Raw genomic sequence first — 21,228 nt, forward strand, 5'->3', positions numbered from 1 at the left:
TCTCCCCCTGCCCCTCTCCCACAAGTGGGACCGGGGAGAAACAAGCCGGATGAGCGCGAGAGTCTTCTTGTCGCCACGACAAACTTCCGCGACTTACAAAAAGCGTACCCGTTTCTGCGTACACTCCAAGCGCCTCAATTCGGCTTTCCCGACCCCGGCAGCCGCCCCTGGAACGCCTTGCCGCGCCCGTCGCCGTGGCCCGCTTCGGTCGTCTCCGCCTCGTCGATGTCTGGCACGCGCACTTCCTGCACGGGCACGGCAATGCGGCAGCCGGCCGCCTCCACCGTGGCCTTCAGCTTCGCGTACAGCGCGAACTGCACGCTCCAGAAATCGTCGTTCGACGTCCAGTAGCGCGCATTGAGCGTGACGCCGCGTTCGGTGTAGCGCACCACCATGACCTCGCGTCCGGGCTTGGGCAGCAGCCGTTTCTCGCTGTCGAGCATGGCCGCCAGCGCATCCAGGCCAGCCTGGATCGGACTGTCGAAGGTCACCGTGACCTCCATGTCCATGCGGCGCGTGGGGTTCTCGCTGTAGTTCATGATCGAACTGCCCCAGATCTTGCCGTTGGGCACGCGCAGGCAGACGCCATCGAACGTCTGCAACTCGGTCATGAACAGGCCGGTCTCGCGCACCGTGCCCGCCACGCCCTGCGCATCGATGTACTGGCCCACGCGAAACGGCCGCAGCAGCACCAGCATGATGCCCGCGGCGATGTTCTGCAGCGTGCCCTGCAACGCCAGCCCGATGGCCAGCCCGGCCGCGCCAAGCATGGCGATGATGCTGGCCGTCTGCACGCCGAACTGCGACAGCACCAGCACAACGGTCAGCACGCGGATCACCCATTGGACGATGCTTGCCAGCATGGGCCGCAGCGTGTCGTCGACATGGGTGTGCTGCAGTGTCTGCCGCAACGCCCGCGCGGCCCGCGCGGACAACCACCATCCGATGATCAGGATGGTCAGGGCGGCCAGGCAGTTGAGGCCCTGGCTGATGGCGAACTGGGTCAGGTAAGCCCAGGTGGCTTCCAGCTTGGCGTGATCGATGAAGTTCAGGTCCATGCGTCGGCTCCGGGTGTAAAACCCCGCGAGACTTGCGAAGGACGTGCCAACCAGTGGCGCCGGCGTGGCAAAAGCGTACCCGTTTCTGCGTGACGCACGGTAGCGCAACGGCTTGCGGGCCATGTCCGCAGACGCGCCTCGGACATCACAACCGTTCACAACCCGGGGGGGCGTGTGCAGGATTTACAACGTGGCTGAAATTCCTGCTGCTGTGCGCCATTGGCCCGGCGTCAGGCCGAAGGCCGCGCGAAAGCGGTTGCTGAAGTGACTGGCCGAGGCAAAGCCCGCGTGGCTGGCTACCTGCTGAAGCGACAGCCGGCCATCGGCCAGCAGCGACTGCGCCCTGTCCAGCCGCGTGCGCATGACCCAGGCATGCGGTGCCATGCCGAACGACACCCGGAACATCCGCGCGAAGTGAAATTCCGACAGGGACGCCACTGCGGCCAGTTCGCCCAGGGTTGGATTTTCGGCGGGATGGGCGTGGATCCAGTCGGCCACGCTGCGTCGGGCCTGCGCCGACAGCCCGCCACGCCAGTCCGGCAACGGCTTGCGCGCGCCATGCGACAGCAGCAGTTGCGTCACGGCCCGGTGCGCCAGCGCGTTGCCGATCATGCGGCTGTCCGGGTCCTGCCAGTCCAGCGCCACCAGCTGGCGCGACAACGCCACCAGCCCGGCATCCTCGGCGAACAAACGGTCCTGCAGCTGCAGGCCGCGGGGTTCGGTATCCAGCACGCGCACGCAGTGCCAGGCCAGATGCTCGGGCTGGAAATAAAGGTGCAGGAAGCGCTGCGTGCCGCCCACATGCCAGGCCGACTCATGCCCGGCCGGTAGCAGGCAAAGCCGGTCGGGGCCGCCCTTGCGATCGGGGGCGTCGCGGCGATAGGTGGAATATCCGCCTTCTAGGTACACCGACATCGTGTGGTGACCGGGCCGGGCGTAGGCCGTGTCGTCGTGGCGGTTGCGCCAGAGCGCCAGTCCCAGGCCATCGCCAAGCACGCAGGCGCGTTCCAGCGATGCACGCGATTGCGTGAGCGCGGAGAACACGGCGTTGCCGGCGAGCGGCTGAGGGGGCTGGGGCGACTGCGGCACGGCTGGCATGGTGTGACTCTAATCCAATCCGGCCCGCCTGCGGACGGCCGTACGCGGGATTTGCGGCGCCGCAGAAATGGGTACGCTCCGGCATGGAAAAAGGGCGGCCAGGCCGCCCTCTCCAAGGTTTGCGCCGTGCCGCATCAGCGTGCGGGAGCGGCCTTGCTGCCGGACCCTTCCGCCCCCTGGGGGCCGGTCGGGTGGTCGTGCAGGCGGTCCCGGTTGGTCAGCATCGGGAACAGCTTCATCCATGCCGCCACCACCAGGATCGTGCCTGCGCCGCCCAGCAGCACCGCGCCCACCGGGCCGAGCAGCGCTGCGGTGACGCCCGATTCGAACTCGCCAAGCTGGTTGGATGCCCCGATGAAGACCGAATTGACCGCGCCAACGCGACCGCGCATGTCGTCGGGGGTATCGAGCTGCACCAGCGTCTGGCGCACCACCACGCTGATCATGTCCGACGCGCCCAGCACCACCAGCGCGGCCATCGACAACGGCAACCACGTCGACACACCGAATACCATTGTCGCCACGCCAAAAATGGCTACCGCGCCAAACATCACCCGGCCCACACGGCGATTCAGCGGATGGCGGGCCAGCCACAGCGCCGTCACCAGCGCCCCGATGGCCGGCGATGACCGCAGCAGCCCCAGCCCCCAGGGTCCGGTATGCAGGATGTCGCGCGCATAGATCGGCAACAGGGCCGTGGCGCCGCCGAGCAGCACCGCGAACAGGTCCAGCGACACCGCACCCAGCAGCACCTGGTGGCTGCGGATATAGGCAAAGCCGGCGAACAGCGTCTTGATGCTGACCGGCGCGGTCAGGCGCTGCGCGGCCTGGCGCAGCTTGAGCGTGAACACCAGCGCCGCGGCGATGGCAAACAGCACCGCGCTGATGGTGTAGACCACGCCCGCGCCCGCCACATAGGCAAACCCGCCCAGCGCCGGGCCAATGATGATGGCGGTCTGGGCGGCCGAGCTTGCCAGCGCCACGGCGCGCGGCAACTGCCGGGGCGTGACCACGCTGGGCAGCAGCGCCTGCAGCGTGGGGGTCTCGAAGGCCCGGCAGCCGCCAATGGCCGCCACGAAGAAGAAGATATGCTCGCTGGTCACCCAGCCCGAGAAGCTGGCGACGGCCATCGACGCGGCAATGACCGCTTCCAGCATCTGGCAGGTGCGGACGATGATGCGGCGGTCGAAGCGGTCGGCCACGTGGCCGGACATCAGCATCAGCACGATGGATGGCAGGAACTGCACCAGCCCCACCATGCCCAGCATGAACGGATCGCGCGTCAGGTCATACATCTGCCAGCCCACGGCCACCGTGAAGATCTGGTAGCCAATGGTGGTGCAGAGCCGGGCAAACCAGAAATGCCGGAAAGCGGGGTCACGAAAGACGGAATCCGGCTCGTCGGCCGGTAGCGCGGGGGCGTTGGACATGAGGCAGGAAGCGCCCTGAGGGCGCGGCAGGCAGGCAATGTACGCAGTCGCGTACAAAGCTCAGGATTCTAGCCCAGTCGGCGGCATTGCGCCGCGCCGGTGTTGTATCGTTGCCGACACAATGAAGTTATCAACACACCGCATCAAGGCCATCCCGACCCCGTTGCGGGATCGGGACAGGGCCAGCCGGATCAGGCGATCTCGCGCGTTTCCAGGAAGCGGATGTTCGGGAAGCGCTCCTGCGTCAGGCGCAGGTTGACCATGCTGGGCGCCAGGTAGACGTGATCGCCGGCACCGTCGATGGCGACGTTGTGGCCGTTCTTGTCGATCAGCTTCTCGATTTCGGCCGGATCGCCCTTGAGCCAGCGAGCCGTGGCGCATTCATGCGACTCGAAGATCGCATCGACGCCGTACTCGTGCTCCAGGCGGTGCGCCACCACGTCGAACTGCAGCATGCCGACGGCACCCAGCACCAGTTCGTTCGACATCAGCGGACGGAACATCTGCGTGGCGCCCTCTTCGGCCAGCTGCTGCAGACCCTTCTGCAGCTGCTTGACCTTCAGCGGGTTGTTCAGGCGGGCGCGGCGGAAGAATTCCGGCGCGAACGACGGGATACCCGTAAAGCGCAGCGGCTCGCCTTCGGTGAACACGTCGCCCAGGCGGATCGTGCCGTGGTTGGGCACGCCGATGATGTCGCCTGCGTAGGCTTCCTCGGTGGTGTTGCGGTCCTGCGCCATGAACGTGATGGCGTTGTTGATCGCCACGGTCTTGCCCTGCGACACATGCAGCAGCTTCATGCCGCGGTCGAAGCGCCCCGAGCACACGCGCACGAACGCGATGCGGTCGCGGTGGCGCGGGTCCATATTGGCCTGGATCTTGAACACGAAGCCGCTGAACTTGCCTTCCTGCGGCTCCACGGTACGCGATTCGGTCGCGCGGGCCAGGGGCGGGGGCGACAGTTCGCACAGGGCGTCCAGCAGCGACTGCACGCCGAAGTTGTTGATCGCCGAGCCGAAGTACACCGGGGTTTGCTTGCCCGCCAGGAACGCTTCGCGGTCGAACGTGTGCGACGCGCCGCGCACGAGTTCGATCTCCATGCGCAGTTCGTCGGCCTGCGACCCCAGGATGCGGTCCAGTTCGGGATTGTCCAGGCCGTCGAGTATGGCGGCGGTACCCTTTTCGCCCTTCGGGTCGAACAGCTGCACCTTGTCGTCGATCATGTGATAGACGCCACGGAACGCCTTGCCCATGCCGATCGGCCAGGTCATCGGCGCGCACTGGATCTTGAGCACATCCTCGATTTCGTCGAGCAGTTCGATCGGCGAGCGGCCCTCGCGGTCAAGCTTGTTGATGAACGTGAGGATCGGGGTGTCGCGCAGGCGGCAGACGTTCAGCAGCTTGATGGTCTGGGCTTCCACGCCGTTGACCGAGTCGATCACCATCACGGCCGAGTCCACGGCCGTCAGCGTGCGGTACGTGTCTTCGGAAAAGTCCTCGTGGCCCGGCGTGTCGAGCAGGTTCACGATGTTCTCGGGCTCGTTCGGGCGCGACTGGTACGGGAACTGCATCACCGACGACGTCACCGAGATGCCGCGCTGCTTTTCCAGCTCCATCCAGTCGGATGTGGCGTGGCGATCGGCCTTGCGCGCGCGCACTTCGCCGGCCACCTGGATGGCGCCGCCGAACCACAGCAGCTTTTCGGTCAGCGTGGTCTTACCCGCATCCGGGTGGGAAATGATGGCAAACGTGCGACGACGCGCAATTTCGGAAACGAGCGAACTCACGGCTTCAGGAATCGGGTAAGGGCGATGGGCGAAAGGCGCCCGGGCGGGGCGCTGGCGCCGCCGGAGTACGTTCGGGCGGGCACCAGGGGCCTGGGAGCAACCCGGGACGCGTCCCGGGGATCGGATTGGGGCGCTATTTTACCGGTTCGCGGTGCCGGCCGGGGCGTGGGCTGCCGGACCACGGTTTTCGCGCGCCGGATCGTGCCCTCGCAGGCTGCCGAACTGCAACGCGTACTGGCGCGTCAGTTCGGCGCCAAAGAAGAAAATCTGTGCCGAGTAATACACCCACAGCATCAGTGCCACGACCGACCCGGCAGCGCCATATGACGACGCCACGGCGCTGTTACCCAGATACAGGCCGATCAGCCGCTTGCCCACCGAGAACAGCAGAGCCGTGATGATGGCACCCATCAGCACGTCTCTCCATGCGATCCGCACATTCGGCAGCATCTTGAAGATCGTGGCGAACAGGGCGGTGACCACGGCGAACGAGAAGGCCGTGGAAATGGCATCGGCCACGGGCGCGAACCACGAGGCCGTCCACAGTTGCCCCCAGAAACGGTTGACCACGGCCAGCGCCGCGTTGACCACCAGCGACACCAGCAGCATGAACGCCAGGGCCAGCACGATGCTGAAGGACAGCATGCGCGCCCGCAGCAGCTTCTTCCATCCGGCCCCGATGGGCGGCGGCGCCTGCCAGATATCGTCAAGGCTGCTCTTCAGCTCGGCAAACGCGCTCGTGGCGCCGACAATCAGGATGCCGAAAGCGATCATCGCCGCAATGCCGCTGCCGCCGGCCCGATGCGTGGCGGCCAGGATGCCCTGGATGGCGGCGGCACCCTGCTCGCCCACCAGCCCGTTGAGCTGCGCGAAGATCTCGCCGCGCGCAGCTTCGGCGCCGAAAAACAGCCCGGCGATGGAAATGACCATCACCAGGATCGGCGCCAGCGAAAACAGCATGTAGAAGGACAGCGCTGCGCCCTTGCTGGCGGCGCGATGGTCAAGCCACGACATGATGGCGGCCGATACCACGCGTACGGTACGGCTGCCGGTATGGCGATCGGGCAGCCAGCGGCCACGCTGGGGGCTGGGGGGCGATCGATCGGGCTTCTCGGGCACGTTTTCTGGAGGCATGCCGGGTGACGTCCTTGAGTGGGCGGGTGTCAGGGCCGATTCAGGCTGACCGGGAAGAACGACGAGGCTGGCCCGGCGCCTTCGCTACTGGCCCGGAGCTTCGCCCGTGTGGCGCATCCTGTCTGTCAGCCGGCGTCTGATGCGTGCGTTCATCATAGTTCGCTTGGCCGGCGGCGAACACGTCTGCCTGCTACGATTGATCAAGGCACACATGCCGGACCGGTCGCGCCAGGTACGCTTGCCGGCACGCGCTTTTCCGGCCCCGAACAGGAGCCTTACGTGATCCTAACCTCGAACGGCCAGCCATCCACGGCCCGCGCGGCCCGCGTACGGGTGCGCGTTCCTGCCCGACTGATGCCGTGCCTGATGCTTTGCCTGACGATGCTGTCAGGCTGCGAACGCAACCAGCAGCCTGGACCCGGGCCCAAACCGATGTCGGGCAGCGCCGCGGTGAATCCCGGCACCCCCGCTGCCGCCAACGCGACGACCGCCGCCTCGGGCGCACCGGCCGCACCGCGATAGCAAGCGGGCGCAGTCCGGGCGCACTCCCGGCGCGCCGCCGAAGCGTACCCATTTCTGCGGGCCGGCTGCGGTTTCAGTGATGCAACCGGATGCACGCGCCGTCGGCGGGCAAGGTCCGGCGCGGCCGTATAGGCGGCAACCCTGCCGGCGCCCGGTGGTTGTGCCCCGAAAAGCAGACACACCTGTCTGTTTCGCGCCTTGCCGGCTGCCCTGCTCCCACCTTGGCACCGCCCTGGCGGCCTGGGTACCCCAACGGCCAGCCCGCAGCCCATGCAATCGGCGCCCATGGCAGGCACGCGAGTTTCATCCATGACCGGCCTACGCGATCTGGCGTCCGCTTGTCGTAACAGCGGCGTAACCGATTGCGGCCGCCAGCGCGTCATGGCGCGCGCCGTACGGGGCCGCGTCGGCCGGTAACCCTTGTAAAACAAGCGTTTGCACTTGATTGGCACACTTGTCGCTCTGTTCCGGCTGGGAGAAGTACGAGTCCAATTACAAAGATGGTCAGAACGCAGGAGAAGACACTGCCATGCGTCATCCACCAGCCCGAATGACGGCGCGCCGCCGCGCCTATCGGCTTGCGGGCCCGCCGCCGTCCGTCAGGGAACTGCTCTCGCCGCCCCTGCTTCCGTCCCCGCGCCAGACCACGCGGCCCGTCACGTCGTTTTGCGCCACTGCCCAGCGCATCACGGCCGCGCCTGCCAGCCGGCAGCGCAACGGGCATGCCGGCTGCTGACCAATCTGGCCTGGCAAATGACGGGAAACAGGCTTTTGGGAACGCGCCCGTTGCTTTTTGGCGCGCGCGCACCTAAACCGGTTTACGTGCTCCGTCCCCCGGCGGGCACCTTTTTCCAGCAAGGGAGGGAGCCACCCATGTACGCCAGAGTTTTCGCCACCATCGCAGTGGCATTGCTCTCGACCGCAGCCACGCCGGCACTGGCGGGCAACTATGCCTATTTCGACAGGCCGGAGGACACAAACCTGAACAGTCACGCGGCGGTCAGCAACGATATCTATGTGCGGGCATTCGGCTGGGCCTGGGGCGATGTCCGCTTCAAGCCCGACCAGACGCCGACACAACCCGCGCAACCGGCCGAACGGCAGGCGCGCGACTACATCACCGATCCGCACGACGTGTCGCCGGGGCGTCTGCAGCACGATGACAGTGCGCCCCCGCGTGGGCGCCGTGGCAAGGTCAGCATGAGCTAGGCCGCTGACCGGCCGATTCTGCGCGGGCCAAGCCGCGCCAGCCTTCCGCCGCTGTCCGGGCGGAAGGACGAAGGGGATCCGGCGAGCGGACGTCGCCGGATCCCCCTTGGCGCCACGCACCTGCCGTGGCGTTTTGTCTTCGCTGGTCTTCCGCGACGTTCCCGCTAGTCTCCCGATGCGCCAGGCTGCAGATCCACGCGGATATTGTGCTTGTGCATCAGCCGATACAGCGTCACACGCGACACGTTGAGTTCGCGCGCAGCCGGCACCACGTGGAAGCCATGGCTGGCCATCACCGTGCGGATGGCTTCGCGCTCGGCCTCCTCGCGAATCGCGTCGAGCGTCTTGCGCGGGACATCCACCCCGCCATGCAATTGCAGGTCCTCGGCCGTGATCTTGCGGTTGTCGGTCATCACGATCGCACGCCGCACGCGGTTGATCAGCTCGCGCACATTGCCAGGCCATGTGTATTGCATCATCGCCTGCGTGGCACACGTGGAGAATCCGCGAATGCGGCGATGGGCCTCGTGCCCATGCTCGGCCAGCACTGCATTGGCCAGAAGCAGGATGTCCTCGCCACGCTCGCGCAGCGGCGGGATGGTGAGCGTCAGCACGCAGAGCCGGTGGAACAGGTCGGAGCGGAAGCGGCCGTCGCCTTGCGCCGCCACCAGATCCACGTGCGTGGCCGAGATGATGCGCAGGTCCAGCGGAATCGACTGATGGCCGCCCAGGCGCGTGATGGTGCCCTGCTGCAGGAAGCGCAGCAGCGCCACCTGGCTTTCCAGCGGCAGATCGCCGATTTCGTCCAGGAACAGCGTGCCGCCCTGCGCCTGCTCGATCCAGCCGACCTTGCGCTGGTTGGCGCCGGTGAAGGCGCCCTTTTCGTAGCCGAACAGTTCGGACTGCACCAGGTGCGATGGAATGGCGCCGCAGTTGATCGCCACGAACGGCCCCTTGCGCCGGCTGGACGCCTCGTGAATGGCCTGCGCGGCCAGTTCCTTGCCGGTGCCCGACTCGCCGGAGATGAACACCGGGGCATCGTTGTGCGCCACCTTTGCCAGCGACCGGAACATGGCGCGCATCGGCTGGCATTCGCCGATCATCGGGCCACGCGTGGTCTGTTCGGGAATGCGGGCGCCATGCAGGCAGGCCATGCCGTGCGCATGCTTGAGCGTGTAGAGCAGTTCATCGAACGAAAACGGCGTGCGCACGTAATCCACGCAATAGTCGCGGATCAGCCGCCGTACGCGTTCGTCCTCGAGCATGGCCGTCGACGTGATGGCCACCCACATGACATGCAGATGCTGCAGCCCCTGTTCGAGCTGCGTCAGTTCGGCGTCGCTGTACGGCGTCTGCAGGTCGATGATGCCGGCCATCGGCGCACTGCCGCGCACCGCGCGCTCCAGGTCTCGCACCTGTTGCACGCGCCGGATTTCCCAGCCTGATCCAAACTGATTTGCACTGAAACCAAAATCTTCATAGCGTGACACGAGCACGATCTGTGCGGTGCGTGCCGGCGCCTTGCACAGTCGGTCCATGACGTTCTCCCTGACGTTGGGCTTCTTGTTGGTAGCAACAGCACCAGCGGCACGCGCGGCCACGGGCCATTCGGCCCGGTCCGGTTCCGCTGGCTGCGCGGGCTTGCCCGCGCGCAACGTCTGGGGGATCACGGTGTGGACAGACTGCGTGAAGGGTCTTCGAGCACGCTGACACGATCGCCACCCGCACACAATTCGTCGCGGATGCGTCGGCGCACCATGTCCTTTTCGCGCATCAGCTCGATGCTTGGCGACTCCGGTTTCTGGCCCGAATACTGGTAGTACAGCGCCTTGTATGTGAGCTGGCTCAGGATCCATTCCTGCAACAGCAGGCGCTGGCGGCACAGTTCGTCGGCCAGCAGGCGATGGCGCTGCAGCAGGCCTTCGACTGCGGCGCGGGTGCGCGGCGAGACCTCGTGGTCTTCGGCGAGCACGTTGGCAACATCGGTGATGGCGTAGTCCTCGAGCCCTCTTTCGTTGCCTTCTTGCAGCGCGATATCTGCGGAGGCTTCTCCCAGGGCGCTCCATTTGCCATGCGCCGGCTGGCTGCCAGGCTGGCTGATGGGCCCGATGGCGGGACGCCGGATTTCTCCTGCGGTCATGATCTGTTCCCCGTTGAACAACATCCCCCGGCACTACACGTTCGCGTTTACCACTTTCTGTTCTGGATTTGAGCTGTCTTTGTCTGGTGCGCATGTGCCGCGCACTCTTTCTTTCGTGGTGGCGAAGCCGTCCTGTGGTGGACGGTCTCATGGTCGATCGGCCTCTTTCTGGTGCTACCGGCAGGCCTGACCGCTTCCCTCGTGGGTGCGGTCGATGCTGATCGACAGCCCCGGGATCCCGGAGTCAACAAAGGGCGCTCTTGCGCGCCCTCAAATTTTTGCCACGCCTCTAGTTCAGTGCATTTCCCCCCTTTTGTCCAGCCCGGAATGTTGGCTTTCAGCCAAGTCTCATACTTTTGTATGAGACTTGAGAGCGGCTTTTGCTCTCGCTTATTAGGTTAATGAGTCCTTACATTCGCCGCAGAAACGGGTACGCCGCCAAGTTACCCGACGACCGTTTGATACGCAGAAACGGGTACGCGAACATTCAGCGACACCGTTGGATGTCATCGTTTTCATTTTGAACATGAAGAACCGCCTCCATCAATGAAAAAGGGGATGGCGTTTCGGCCATCCCCCTTGTTTCATGAAACCTGCGCGCTACCACCGTGCCGTCAATGTCCGGGCAGATAGTAGAACTTGAACAGGAACACCGCGGCGATGATCCAGGCCATCAGCGGTACGTCCTTGGCGCGGCCGGTCAGGAGCTTCAGCACGGCGTACGAGATAAACCCGAACGCTACGCCGTTGGCGACCGAATATGTAAATGGCATGGCCAGCGCGGTCAGGACGGCCGGCACCACTTCGGTGACATCGCTCCAGTCGATATCGACCAGCTCGCGCAACATCAGGCACGACACATAAAGCAGTGCCGGCGCGGTGGCATAGGCCGGGACCGTCCCGGCAAGCGGCGCGATGAACAGGCATGCCAGGAACAGCACGGCCACGGTGACCGCTGTCAGGCCGGTGCGGCCGCCGGCCTGCACGCCCGATGCGCTTTCGATATAGGCAGTGGTGGAGGACGTACCCAGCAGCGAGCCCGCCATGATCGCGGTGCTGTCGGCCATCAATGCCTTGTTCAGGCGGTCCATCTTGCCGGCCTTGAGCAGTCCCGCGCGGTTTGCCACGCCCATCAGCGTGCCCGTGGCGTCGAACAGCTCAACCAGGAAGAACACCAGCACCACGTTGACGATGCCAATCGACAGCGCGGCAGAGATGTCGAGCTTGAACAGCGTGGGCGAGATCGACGGCGGGGCCGACACCACGCCGTGGAACTGGTTGCCCGCGAAGATGAAGCTGAGCCCCGTGGTCAGCAGGATGCCGATCAGGATGGCGCCCTTCACCTTGAGGCGATCCAGCGCGACGATGGCAAAGAAGCCGATGATCGCCAGCACCGCCGGCGGCTGGTGCAGGTCGCCGATGGTCACCAGCGTTGCGGGATTTCCGGCGATGATGCCGGCGCTGTGCAGCGCGATGATCGCAAGGAACAGGCCGATGCCCGCAGTAATCGCTCCACGAATCGCCAGCGGGATGCCTTTGACAATGGCTTCGCGGACGCGAAACAGCGTCACCACCAGGAACAGGCAACCCGAAATGAACACCGCCCCCAGCGCGGCCTGCCACGGCAGGCCCATGCCCTTCACCACGGTGTAGGCGAAGTAGGCGTTCAGCCCCATGCCCGGCGCCATGGCAATCGGGTAATTGGCGTAGAAGCCCATGATCAGCGTGCCGATGGCGGCGGCCAGGCACGTCGCCACGAAGACCGCATCCTTCGGCACGCCGGCGTCGCCGAGGATGCTGGGGTTCACGAAGATGATGTAGGCCATCGTCAGGAACGTGGTCACGCCAGCCAGCACTTCGGTGCGCACATTCGTGTTGTGCTCGCGCAGGCGGAAGATGCGCTCGACAAGGCTCGATGGCGCCGTGGCCGATGAGGGATGGGTGCTTGGCCGTGGGGCCTGTTCAGGGGTGGACATAGTGTCTCCAGGTGCTCGGGCGACGCGTGCGGCACATGTGGCCATGTGCCGTGTTGACTCGACAATGCGGAAAAGGCCGGATCATCCCACAAGCCGTCAGGAGCATCCAGCCCAGTCCGGGGATTTCCCTGCCTTGACGAGACTGGCATTCCCCCGTATAAATCTCCGCCAGATTCAAGCGACGAGGCAACAGTTCATTCGTTAGCCACCGTCTTGGTACTTCGGTTGTCCATGGTGTCCTTTCCTTGAGTTGGCAATACGGTGGTGTGCGCACCATCGGTTTCTTTTTTATTTTTTTGGAAAGCAATACCATGCAAACCGGTATCGTCAAGTGGTTCAACGACGCCAAGGGCTTCGGCTTCATCAAGCCGGACGCCGGCGGTGACGACCTGTTCGCGCACTTCTCGGAAGTTCGCGTTGAGGGCTTCAAGTCGCTGCAAGAAAACCAGCGCGTGTCGTTCGAAGTGAAGAACGGCCCGAAGGGTCTGCAAGCGGCGAACATCACGCCCGTCTAAGGCCCGAAGCACGCGCGCTCCGGCGCGCGTCGAGCCAGAAAACCCGCCTCGGCGGGTTTTTTTTCGTCCGTGCGTGGCGCATGGTGTGCCGCGCACTGCCGATGTGGCGCGTCCGCCAAGGCCATTCGTCCCTGGCATTCCCACTCCCATCCATGTGCACCGCCCTTCGGCCTCGGGTTGCGCACATCCCACTATCTCCATTTGCATCCCTCCTTTGGCACCGCGCGCACGTTCGCAGAAACGGGTACGCATTGCCTGGCACGCGGATTTCGACTCACGCAGAAACGGGTACGCCCCTGTTGCCGCCTTCCGCAGAAATGGGTACGGCCAGCCCTCTTCTGTGACCTGATTACAACAAGGTTTGCGCAACGCAGAAATGGGTACGGTTTTCGGTTTCATATGACGCATGAGGCACGCGTCCGGGCCAGTTATCCCGCCTAATGTTTCAGCACGACAGTTTTCCCCGCAGATTTGGGTTCGCTCGCCAGTTGGCGCACGTTTACGACCGGGCGCCGGCGACGCCGCGCAGAAACGGGTACGGTTTTCGCGGTTCTTCGGTCGCAGAAATTGGTACGCACGTGGATGTGATCTGGATTTCCCTTGCCACGGAAAGCAGGGCTTGCCCCGGCCGGTCGCGCAGAAACGGGTACGCCGGCGGCTGACCCGTGGCCGATATCCCGATCACCAAGTGTGGGCTTGCTCCACGTATACGTCCTGCCGTGGCGTGCACGTATACGTCGCGCCGGCGTGGTTCACTGAGAAACGTTCGCAGAATTGGGTACGCACGGCGTGAGAAGTGCCGGGTTTCGATACGCAGAAGTAGGTACGCTTTGGCACGTTTTGCTCTCGATCACCCTGGTACGCAGATTCGGGTACGCCGCAGAAACGGGTTCGACAGGGCCGTTCCTGGGCCCGCAACCGGGTATACGCAGATTCGGGTTCGCTTTGGGGCCCGTTCAACGCAGAAATGGGTACGCAACGGCCGCTTTTCAGCCGGTCCAGGCAGAATGGCGTACCCAAATCTGCGGGGATAAGCGACGCAGGACGCCGGGTTTGACCCCTGCCGCAGGCCACCTGGGCATTGCTGCGCAGAAATGGGTACGGCCTGCTCTCGTTTTTCTGTGGAAAAGCCTGTGGGATCAGTGACTTATCCCCGCAGATTCCGGTACGGCGTTTCCGCTGAAACGGGTTCGGTTTGTCGCAGATTCGGGTTCGGGGCATCGCAGAAACGGGTTCGGAATGCCGCAGAAACGGGTACAGAGAGGGGTGAAAAGCGCTTTGCAATCAATGGGCTTGGCGCTCCGTATACGGTTTACGAGTAGTTAACCCGTATCGGTATCGTTTACTTGTAGTGGATGCGCTGCCAACCGTGGACAACCCTGCCGGGTTGCCCACCGTCTGGCCGCCATCCCACCAATCGCCGGATACCCGGCCAGGCAAAACAACCAGCTTGCAAGACAGGCTTGTGGTTACGTAAGCGCCGTACCAGAAGCCGCGAGTCGCATGGGAAATCGCATCGCCGCCAGATAAACACGTATACGTACCCGTTTCTGCGTGACAACGTATACGTGATCGCGTAAAAAGGCGGGTAATCCGAAGCCCATCAATATGTCGATCAAACGCTCTATGGCCTCCGAGGGGGAACGTACTGTCCTGGAAGCGGACGCGGAACCGTCCCGCATCATCATTCCCGGGAACGAGAACGCCCTCGCGCCGTCCGAGAAATTCCAGCGTCTTTTCGACGAAGCCCAGGCCATGGAGCGTGAAGACGCCTGGCAAAGTGGCGAAGTCGGCTTCCTGAGCCGTGCCAGCGTGCAGGTAACGCTGCCCTATCGGGCACCGAAGGGTGCGCCTCCGGTCTGGACGCGTACCAGCGGCAATATCTCGCTGATGATCCAGCCGGGCTACTTCACGCAGCAGCGCTCCGAACGGGCATCGAACGGCCGGCAGAAGCTTGTCTCCGAGACTGTGTCGCTGGGATATCCATACGGCTCCTACCCGCGCCTGATGCTTGCCTGGATCGGCAAGGAAATCATGGCCAAGAAGAAGCGTGGCGAGTTCACGGGAACCGTGGAAGACCGTCGCATTTCGCTTGGCAACTCGCTGTCGGAGTTCATGTACAACCTTGGCATCCCGATGGCTACGGGTGGCAAGCGCGGCACGATGACGCTGGTTCGCCAGCAGATGATCCGGCTGTTCTCGGCCACGATCGCCATCGTGCAGAACAAGTCGATGCCGGTGCCAAACCAGGCGCCCAATCATGAGCCGCTGTCGATCGATCGTGTGGGTTATTTGCTCGCCGATCAGCTGTCGACGTGGTGGGACCCCATGCAGCCGGGCCAGGGGTCGATGTTCGAGAGCTTTGTCGTGCTGTCCGAGCCCTTTTTCAACGAGCTGGTCAATCGGCCTGTGCCGGTGGATATGCGGGCGCTCAAGGCGCTCAAGCAGTCGCCGTTTGCGCTGGACGTGTATTCCTGGCTGACCTATCGCTTCTTCACGATCCAGCGTCGTACGGAAATCCCTTGGGAAGCCCTGCAGATGCAGTTCGGCACAGAGACGGAGAGCGAACGGAAGTTCCGGGCGCTGTTCCGCAAGGCGCTCAAGGATGTGCTGGTCGTGTATCCCGGCGCAAAGGTCGATGCGGACTCTTCGAAGGCGCTGATCCTGCAGCCGTCGCGCACCAGCGTACGCAAGCTCGGATAAAGATCGAAGCGGCCGGGGCGAGAACGGAACACGCCGGCTGAAAAGCAAGAAGGGCAAGCTTGTGCTTGCCCTTCTTGCTTACCGGTCAGTCATCTCGATGACCGCCCGGAAACTGCAGTGGTTCGCTTCAGGCCGGCTTGATCGCCGAAGCCTGCAGACCCTTCGGGCCTTGCTTGACTTCAAACGTCACACGCTGACCGTCCTTCAGGGTCTTGAAACCCGCACCCTGGATCTCCGAGAAGTGGGCAAACAGGTCTGCGCCACCATCGTCGGGAGTAATGAAGCCGAAACCCTTAGTCTCGTTGAACCACTTGACCGTACCGGTTGCCATAAGAAAGTCCTTTCGAAGCAAGTTCGTTTACACAACGCAAACAACCGTTCAAGCACGCTGGGGTCTCGTAGATACCGAACGGAAGTCAACGAGTTGACACGACTTGACTCGACTGTAACGGGCATCATAACCACATTGTGTTGCGGTGTCATGTGCGGCGTAATGCGCACTACCTTTACTTTAGGCGGATTCTCTACCGCTTTTCAAGAAGAAGAATCCCCAAAGTTGATATAGGCGGGTTTGTCCCAGCTACGCCACTTCTGACGTGCGTTACGGCCGTGGAGTGCGCATTTCGCGACAATTTCAATTATTTAAATTTTCGAAAATGGGTTGTAGCGCACTGTGGGATTGGCTAAAGTTTCGCCTTGATTGAACACCATCATCCGCGCGCTTTCAGCGCTGAAAGTGAGGCCCCAAGTGGCAGCAAAAATCATCACCGTTTTCAACCAGAAGGGCGGCTGCGGCAAGACCACCGTTAGCATGCATCTCGCTGGCACACTGGGGCTCCGTGGCGCGCGCTCGATGCTCGTCGACATGGACGAGCAAGGCACGGCAACCCGCTGGGCAGCCCAGGCAAGCGACGAACGGCCGTTCCCGGCCTCCGTTATCGGCCTGGCGCCGTCGGGTGGGGCGATGCACCGCGAAGTGCGCAAGTTCGTGCACGACTACGACTACATCCTTGTCGATTGCCCGCCCGCCGTGCATTCGGCTGCGCCGTCCAGCGCATTGCTGATTTCCGACCTGGCCATTATTCCCGTGGTGCCATCGCCCCCTGACCTGTGGGCCGCGGTGGCCGCCAAGACGCTTGCGCAGCATGCCCAGGTGCAAAACGAGACGCTGCAGATCCGCGTCATGGCGAACATGGTCCAGCGCCGTGTTTCCATCGCGCGCCAGGCAATCGAGATCCTTGGCGATGACGGCGATGTGCCGTTGCTCAACTCGATGATCGGGTCGCGCTCGGCGTTTCGGGAATGTCAGGCGATTGGCTGCACCGTCCACGGCGTGCCTGGCGCACGCGAGGCGATCCAGGAAGTGGACATGATGGTGGACGAAATCCTGTCCCTGATTGAGTAATACGAATGGCAACGAAATTGAAAAGCCTGAAGGCCGGCATGCTTGCCGGCATGGCCGCGGAGAAAACCCGTAGCGATGCGATCGACCGGTTCGCGCGTGCGGAGGCCGCGCTGTCCGAACACCCGAATGGGCTGCTCCAGAACCAACGCCCCGGCGCGCCGCTGGCCACTTTCAGCGCTGAAAGTCCGGTGGTGAGTGCGGAAGGGCGCGTGCTGATCCGGGTCCCGATTGCCAATCTGCACGACAACCCGTTCAACGCCCGGCGCATTTATGATCCGGCGGTCGTTCAGGAACGGGCTGCGTCGATTGCCACGCATGGGCAAAAGACGCCCGGCCTCGCTGCGCCAGATCCCGCTCGTCCGGGCCACTACATCCTGATCGACGGGCACTATCGAAAGCGCGCCCTGGCCTCGGCCGGCAAGCTGGAGATGGAGTGCTTTATCGAGGACGACCTCAGCGACCTCGATTTCTACCGGCTGTCTTTCCTGCTGAACGAGCAGCGTTCGGATCAGTCCGCACTGGACAACGCAATTGCATGGCGTCAGCTGCTGGACGAAGGCAAGGTCCAGAAGGAAGAGGAAATCTGTGAGCTGACAGGGATGTCCGCCGGTACGGTGAACAAGACACTTGCCCTGCTGAAACTGCCGGAATCGGTGATTGCCGTCATGCGCGAGCGACCCAGCGCAATCGGCATTGCCGCCGGATACGAGCTGACGCTCTATTGCAAGATCGCCGGCGAGGATCGCACCCGCGATCTTGCCACGCGCATCATGAACGATGGTCTGTCGAGCCGCGAGGTGGAGTCCATCCGCAAGCAGGCGCAGGAAGGCAAGTCGCGCAAGGTCAAGGAAATCAGCCGCCAGTACAAGATTCGCACCGAGGCAGGGCAACTGCTTGGCACGATCAAGGAATGGGATTCCGGCCGGATCATGCTTGATGTCCAGCTGACCGACCGCAATGCCCGCGAAGATCTGCTGGAAGTGCTCAAGGCCCGATTCGGGCTGGACAAGACGCTGCTCTGATCTCAGGGTAGCCTGAGCTGGCGGGGTGTGAACGCCGCCGGCACATCATCATGCGCGGCGGCAAATCGCCGCCAGCTGGATCGCAACAGCCGGTCCAGCCCACTGGGCGAGTAGCCTGCCGACCCCCGTGATCGCTTTGCGCGGCCACGTTCGGTATCCGGAAAATCAATTGGCCCCAATAGCGCAACATCGGGGCGGTTGCCTGGCAAATCGTCCTTCCATTCGACTCCACGATCACCCCAGTGCGCCACCAGCGCATCCCATGTGTCGCCATCCAGAGGGATCTCGCCGGCCCGTGCCGCACTCTTTGCCATGAGCGTCAGATTGACAGTGTTGACGCCAGGCACCAGATGAGAGAGGCGCAGGCCCGGTAGTTCGACCACGCGCAAGCCGTGTCGGGCAATCAGCAAGGCCGTGGCCAGCGCAGCGCGTTGCTGAGGCGACGGCGAATCGTTGGACAGCCATTGAAGGAACCGGTCAACCGGAACGGTCGACGCCGTACCTACTTCTTCCACGGCATTCTCAGTCACCTCCGCTACGGAGATATCGGCCGACGAGTGTGGCGTCGTCGCGACCGCGCCATCGTTCAATTGACTGGCGGAGTCACGTGATGGCCGGACGCGCCGGCGCGGCACTTCGTTGTGGAGAGCGCCGAGCAGTGCCCGCACCACCCGCAGCGCCGCCTCGCAGGAACTGGTACGCAGCGGGCCTTCGAAGGGCCGCCAATGGGCCTTGTCCCGCGCGCTTGCCGGCCCGCACCAGAAGTCGGCGGGCTGGGGATCGGCTAGAAACGATTGGTAGGCCAGCAGGTCTGCGGCCGCCAGCGAACGCAGCGAACGGCCTTGCCGTGCGGCCCACAACAGCAACCGTTCGGCTTCGCGCCGATAGCTTTTCCACGTGTTTGGCGACGACTCCTTTGTCTTGATCCAATCCTTCACCGAACGCAGATCTTCGGCCAACTCCCGTTCCTGGGTGCTGCTGCCACCGTGCATCAGCATCGATTCCAGCGGCACGGGAACACGCATAGATGGTCCCAATCGAGCACTATTGAGTGCTTTTCGAATCACAAAATCGGAGGGTGCCAGCACAAACTCGCGCAGCCTGATATCGGAGGCCACCTGCTGTCCGGCCAGCCAGCGAACGATCGTTTCGCAGGATTTCTGGCCGATACGTGGCACATGACGCCACCAGCTGCTGCCACGGCGGTTAGCCAGCGTCACGAGGTCGGCAATGGTATGAATGTCAGCCGCCATCAGTCGCCGGGCCAGGCTTGGCCCAAACCAGAGCGATACACGATGCGACGGCAGCGGACGGCCCTGGCCCAGTTGCTCGATCGACGAGAGCGCCTCCACCCGCCGCGACATGCCGGAATCCGACCTGCCGCGCAGTGCTTCGAACATCTCGGCGATATCTGGCCGGTCATGCTGGAGTGCAAACTGCACCAGACGATCACGCAGCGAAAGAATGCGCTGGATGGCCTGATGTTCGGTCAGGTCATCGTCGTCATCCGGGTCCAGCAGGTAGCGGTTGGCGATATCGACCGGCCGCATGCCTTGGGCATAGGCCCGCACCACGGCAAACTCGGTACGGGTCAGCTTGGTTGCCGCAAGCGTATCGCGATCATCCGCCATGATTGCGCTCCCGATAAAGTACCGTATAGCGCATATTTTGACCTTTCAGACATCGCTCCATTGGGATGCTGCAAGCACGTATGACAGCCGTCAGCCTTAGACGTGCGCTGATACAGGCGCACGCGGCCAAACGCCCGTAAGTGACTGATTTGCAACCAAAAGTTGTCATTCGAAATCCCAACCGGCCCATTCTGCACATCAAAGTGCAATGTAAATTATTTTAATGGAAGTGGAGGCACTTGGGGAAATTCGGGGACATGGAGCGCCTGCAAAGCGCCGCGGCGCAAATAGGCCGCCCTGACGCGCTCAGCACGTCACGTGCAGCAGATGCGTCGGGACGATACCAGAATGCGGCGCTGCGTCGCCAGGGTCTCTTGTGGGCCCGCAAGACGATCAGGACGCGCAGCGGCGTTTCCAGGAATTCGAGGGTCCATAAGTGCTGGAGCAGGTCCGGACATGGCGCATCGGGGCGCTTACCCCGCTTTCCTGGGTCCGGAGAAGTTGGCAACGCGATCAAAAATCCAGCCAACGAATGTAGAGGGGCTTTTGAGGATGGGCGTCATTCGTCTCGCATGCGACCTCGAGGACGCACGTATCCGGAAGCCGGCATTCCTTCATCGTCGGCATGCGCGTTGAACGGAGATTGGACCGCACGCTGCAAGGTCGAAGCGGCCACATCGAGGCAGCTTCTGACACGTGCCTTTTGGGCACGCCAGAGGGAAAAAGTCGCCGTTCCGTCCATCATTCTGCAGCGTTGATTTAAAAGGAATTTCATACGCAGCAGTGAGTACGCTTTGTGTGTGGCGGCGCCAAACGCCAGGCGCTGAAGTGCCTGGTACGGGAGGCCTCTGAAACGCAATATGCGTATACGTATACGCGTATACGCATTCCTGCCCCTTTGGCGTTGCCGCATCCGCCGCGATGCTCACGACCAAAAAACCCACAATAGACACATCATTCGCTCGAATGATTTTTCACTGGCTCGACATTGGCCTAACTACTAATCCACCGAATAAATTACGCGGAACGGACACGGGCACGTTCGCGCCACCCGATGGGTGATGGCGCTCGCGTGCCCGTGATCTTGGTGGGGTGCTGGCGTAGTCGCCGATCAGTACTCGATCACCGGTGCATGCACCGGGGCGATCGACGGGTGCGCGGTCTGCGTGCGCTGCGCGGCCTTGTGGACCATCGTGTAGGCGTAGTCGATGCCCATGCCGTACGCGCCCGAGTGTTCCTTCGCCAGGCCCGTCACCGCGTCATACGTTTCCTTGTTCTTCCAGTCACGCTGCCATTCCAGCAGCACCTGCTGCCACGTCACCGGCACCACGCCGGCCTGGATCATCCGCTGCATGGCGTAGTCGTGCGCTTCCTTGCTGGTGCCGCCCGAGGCGTCAGCCACCATGTAGATCTCGTAGTCGCCTTCGAGCATCGCGCTCAGGGCGAACGTGGTGTTGCAGACCTCGGTCCACAGGCCCGCCACCACGATCTTCTTGCGGCCGTTGGCGGCCAGGGAGTCGCGCACCTTCTGGTCGTCCCACGAATTCATCGACGTGCGTTCGAGCGTTTCCTTGCCCGGGAAGACGTCGAGCAGTTCGGGA

Annotated in this window: 17 protein-coding genes; 6 read left to right on the forward strand and 11 right to left on the reverse strand. The window is 63.4% G+C overall.

The genetic code is table 11. The annotated features are described in order from the left end of the window. Window positions 1-134: 134 nt before the first annotated feature. The 5 genes from A9J21_RS16825 to A9J21_RS16845 form a co-directional block, all read right to left on the reverse strand. Complete coding sequence (locus tag A9J21_RS16825) at window positions 135-1,058, reverse strand: mechanosensitive ion channel family protein (protein ID WP_082926472.1); 924 nt, start codon at window positions 1,056-1,058, stop codon at window positions 135-137. A 183-nt stretch (window positions 1,059-1,241) separates the two neighbouring features. Then, window positions 1,242-2,156 (reverse strand): AraC family transcriptional regulator, encoded by a 915-nt coding sequence (locus A9J21_RS16830; protein WP_066737631.1) that lies wholly within the window; start codon window positions 2,154-2,156, stop codon window positions 1,242-1,244. A gap of 134 nt (window positions 2,157-2,290) precedes the next feature. Continuing rightward, window positions 2,291-3,586 carry an MFS transporter gene (locus A9J21_RS16835; RefSeq protein WP_066737633.1) on the reverse strand — a complete coding sequence of 432 codons (1,296 nt, stop codon included), beginning with the start codon at window positions 3,584-3,586 and terminating at the stop codon, window positions 2,291-2,293. Window positions 3,587-3,777: 191 nt separating this feature from the next. After that, on the reverse strand, window positions 3,778-5,370 hold the full coding sequence (locus tag A9J21_RS16840; RefSeq protein ID WP_066737635.1) for a peptide chain release factor 3: 1,593 nt from the start codon (window positions 5,368-5,370) through the stop codon (window positions 3,778-3,780). A gap of 138 nt (window positions 5,371-5,508) precedes the next feature. Continuing rightward, complete coding sequence (locus A9J21_RS16845; protein WP_066737637.1) at window positions 5,509-6,504, reverse strand: YihY/virulence factor BrkB family protein; 996 nt, start codon at window positions 6,502-6,504, stop codon at window positions 5,509-5,511. Window positions 6,505-6,783: 279 nt separating this feature from the next. Between A9J21_RS16845 and A9J21_RS31620 the strand changes: the two genes are divergently transcribed. Both A9J21_RS31620 and A9J21_RS16855 read left to right on the forward strand, forming a co-directional pair. Then, window positions 6,784-7,026, forward strand: a complete 243-nt coding sequence (locus tag A9J21_RS31620) for a hypothetical protein (RefSeq protein ID WP_156545969.1) — start codon at window positions 6,784-6,786, stop codon at window positions 7,024-7,026. A gap of 873 nt (window positions 7,027-7,899) precedes the next feature. After that, window positions 7,900-8,235: a hypothetical protein gene (locus A9J21_RS16855; RefSeq protein ID WP_066737645.1), complete on the forward strand. Its 336-nt coding sequence runs from the start codon at window positions 7,900-7,902 to the stop codon at window positions 8,233-8,235. Window positions 8,236-8,399: 164 nt separating this feature from the next. On the opposite strand, the gene A9J21_RS16860 is transcribed toward A9J21_RS16855, so the two are convergent. The 3 genes from A9J21_RS16860 to A9J21_RS16870 all read right to left on the reverse strand — a co-directional run bounded on the left by A9J21_RS16860 (window position 8,400) and on the right by A9J21_RS16870 (window position 12,351). Beyond that, window positions 8,400-9,773, reverse strand: coding sequence for a sigma-54 dependent transcriptional regulator (locus tag A9J21_RS16860; protein ID WP_066737663.1), 1,374 nt, complete (start codon window positions 9,771-9,773; stop codon window positions 8,400-8,402). Window positions 9,774-9,901: 128 nt separating this feature from the next. After that, entirely contained in the window at window positions 9,902-10,375 is a 474-nt protein-coding gene (locus A9J21_RS16865; RefSeq protein WP_066737666.1) for a hypothetical protein, read from the reverse strand. Window positions 10,376-10,989: 614 nt separating this feature from the next. After that, window positions 10,990-12,351 carry an NCS2 family permease gene (locus A9J21_RS16870; protein ID WP_066737647.1) on the reverse strand — a complete coding sequence of 454 codons (1,362 nt, stop codon included), beginning with the start codon at window positions 12,349-12,351 and terminating at the stop codon, window positions 10,990-10,992. Between the two features lie 311 nt (window positions 12,352-12,662). On the opposite strand from A9J21_RS16870, the gene A9J21_RS16875 reads away from it, so the two are divergent. Both A9J21_RS16875 and A9J21_RS16880 read left to right on the forward strand, forming a co-directional pair. Next, window positions 12,663-12,866: a cold-shock protein gene (locus A9J21_RS16875; protein ID WP_066737667.1), complete on the forward strand. Its 204-nt coding sequence runs from the start codon at window positions 12,663-12,665 to the stop codon at window positions 12,864-12,866. A 1,608-nt stretch (window positions 12,867-14,474) separates the two neighbouring features. Next, entirely contained in the window at window positions 14,475-15,569 is a 1,095-nt protein-coding gene (locus A9J21_RS16880; protein ID WP_066737649.1) for a replication protein RepA, read from the forward strand. Between the two features lie 127 nt (window positions 15,570-15,696). On the opposite strand, the gene A9J21_RS16885 is transcribed toward A9J21_RS16880, so the two are convergent. Then, entirely contained in the window at window positions 15,697-15,900 is a 204-nt protein-coding gene (locus A9J21_RS16885) for a cold-shock protein (RefSeq protein WP_042880443.1), read from the reverse strand. Between the two features lie 417 nt (window positions 15,901-16,317). Here A9J21_RS16885 and A9J21_RS16890 point away from each other — a divergent pair, with 417 nt between their 5' ends. Beyond that, complete coding sequence (locus A9J21_RS16890; protein WP_066737651.1) at window positions 16,318-16,974, forward strand: AAA family ATPase; 657 nt, start codon at window positions 16,318-16,320, stop codon at window positions 16,972-16,974. A gap of 5 nt (window positions 16,975-16,979) precedes the next feature. After that, on the forward strand, window positions 16,980-17,996 hold the full coding sequence (locus A9J21_RS16895; protein ID WP_066737653.1) for a ParB/RepB/Spo0J family partition protein: 1,017 nt from the start codon (window positions 16,980-16,982) through the stop codon (window positions 17,994-17,996). A gap of 2 nt (window positions 17,997-17,998) precedes the next feature. Here the strand turns inward: A9J21_RS16895 and A9J21_RS16900 are convergent, their stop codons facing one another. Together A9J21_RS16900 and A9J21_RS16905 are read right to left on the reverse strand one after the other, a co-directional pair. After that, window positions 17,999-19,627, reverse strand: coding sequence for a phage integrase family protein (locus tag A9J21_RS16900; RefSeq protein WP_066737659.1), 1,629 nt, complete (start codon window positions 19,625-19,627; stop codon window positions 17,999-18,001). A 1,111-nt stretch (window positions 19,628-20,738) separates the two neighbouring features. Continuing rightward, a partial coding sequence (locus tag A9J21_RS16905) for an isochorismatase family protein (protein WP_066737661.1) occupies window positions 20,739-21,228 on the reverse strand: 490 nt, incomplete at its 5' end.

Origin of the sequence: Cupriavidus sp. D384, from assembly GCF_001652915.1 — a bacterium.
Classification (GTDB): domain Bacteria; phylum Pseudomonadota; class Gammaproteobacteria; order Burkholderiales; family Burkholderiaceae; genus Cupriavidus.

Excerpts from the sequence above, each read along its gene's own strand:
- A9J21_RS16825 (WP_082926472.1), bottom strand. The coding sequence starts at position 1,058 with ATGGACCTGAACTTCATCGATCACGCCAAGCTGGAAGCCACCTGGGCT.
- A9J21_RS16830 (WP_066737631.1), bottom strand. The coding sequence starts at position 2,156 with ATGCCAGCCGTGCCGCAGTCGCCCCAGCCCCCTCAGCCGCTCGCCGGC.
- A9J21_RS16835 (WP_066737633.1), bottom strand. The coding sequence starts at position 3,586 with ATGTCCAACGCCCCCGCGCTACCGGCCGACGAGCCGGATTCCGTCTTT.
- A9J21_RS16845 (WP_066737637.1), bottom strand. The coding sequence starts at position 6,504 with ATGCCTCCAGAAAACGTGCCCGAGAAGCCCGATCGATCGCCCCCCAGC.
- A9J21_RS16855 (WP_066737645.1), top strand. The coding sequence starts at position 7,900 with ATGTACGCCAGAGTTTTCGCCACCATCGCAGTGGCATTGCTCTCGACC.
- A9J21_RS16860 (WP_066737663.1), bottom strand. The coding sequence starts at position 9,773 with ATGGACCGACTGTGCAAGGCGCCGGCACGCACCGCACAGATCGTGCTC.
- A9J21_RS16865 (WP_066737666.1), bottom strand. The coding sequence starts at position 10,375 with ATGACCGCAGGAGAAATCCGGCGTCCCGCCATCGGGCCCATCAGCCAG.
- A9J21_RS16870 (WP_066737647.1), bottom strand. The coding sequence starts at position 12,351 with ATGTCCACCCCTGAACAGGCCCCACGGCCAAGCACCCATCCCTCATCG.
- A9J21_RS16875 (WP_066737667.1), top strand. The coding sequence starts at position 12,663 with ATGCAAACCGGTATCGTCAAGTGGTTCAACGACGCCAAGGGCTTCGGC.
- A9J21_RS16880 (WP_066737649.1), top strand. The coding sequence starts at position 14,475 with ATGTCGATCAAACGCTCTATGGCCTCCGAGGGGGAACGTACTGTCCTG.
- A9J21_RS16885 (WP_042880443.1), bottom strand. The coding sequence starts at position 15,900 with ATGGCAACCGGTACGGTCAAGTGGTTCAACGAGACTAAGGGTTTCGGC.
- A9J21_RS16895 (WP_066737653.1), top strand. The coding sequence starts at position 16,980 with ATGGCAACGAAATTGAAAAGCCTGAAGGCCGGCATGCTTGCCGGCATG.
- A9J21_RS16900 (WP_066737659.1), bottom strand. The coding sequence starts at position 19,627 with ATGGCGGATGATCGCGATACGCTTGCGGCAACCAAGCTGACCCGTACC.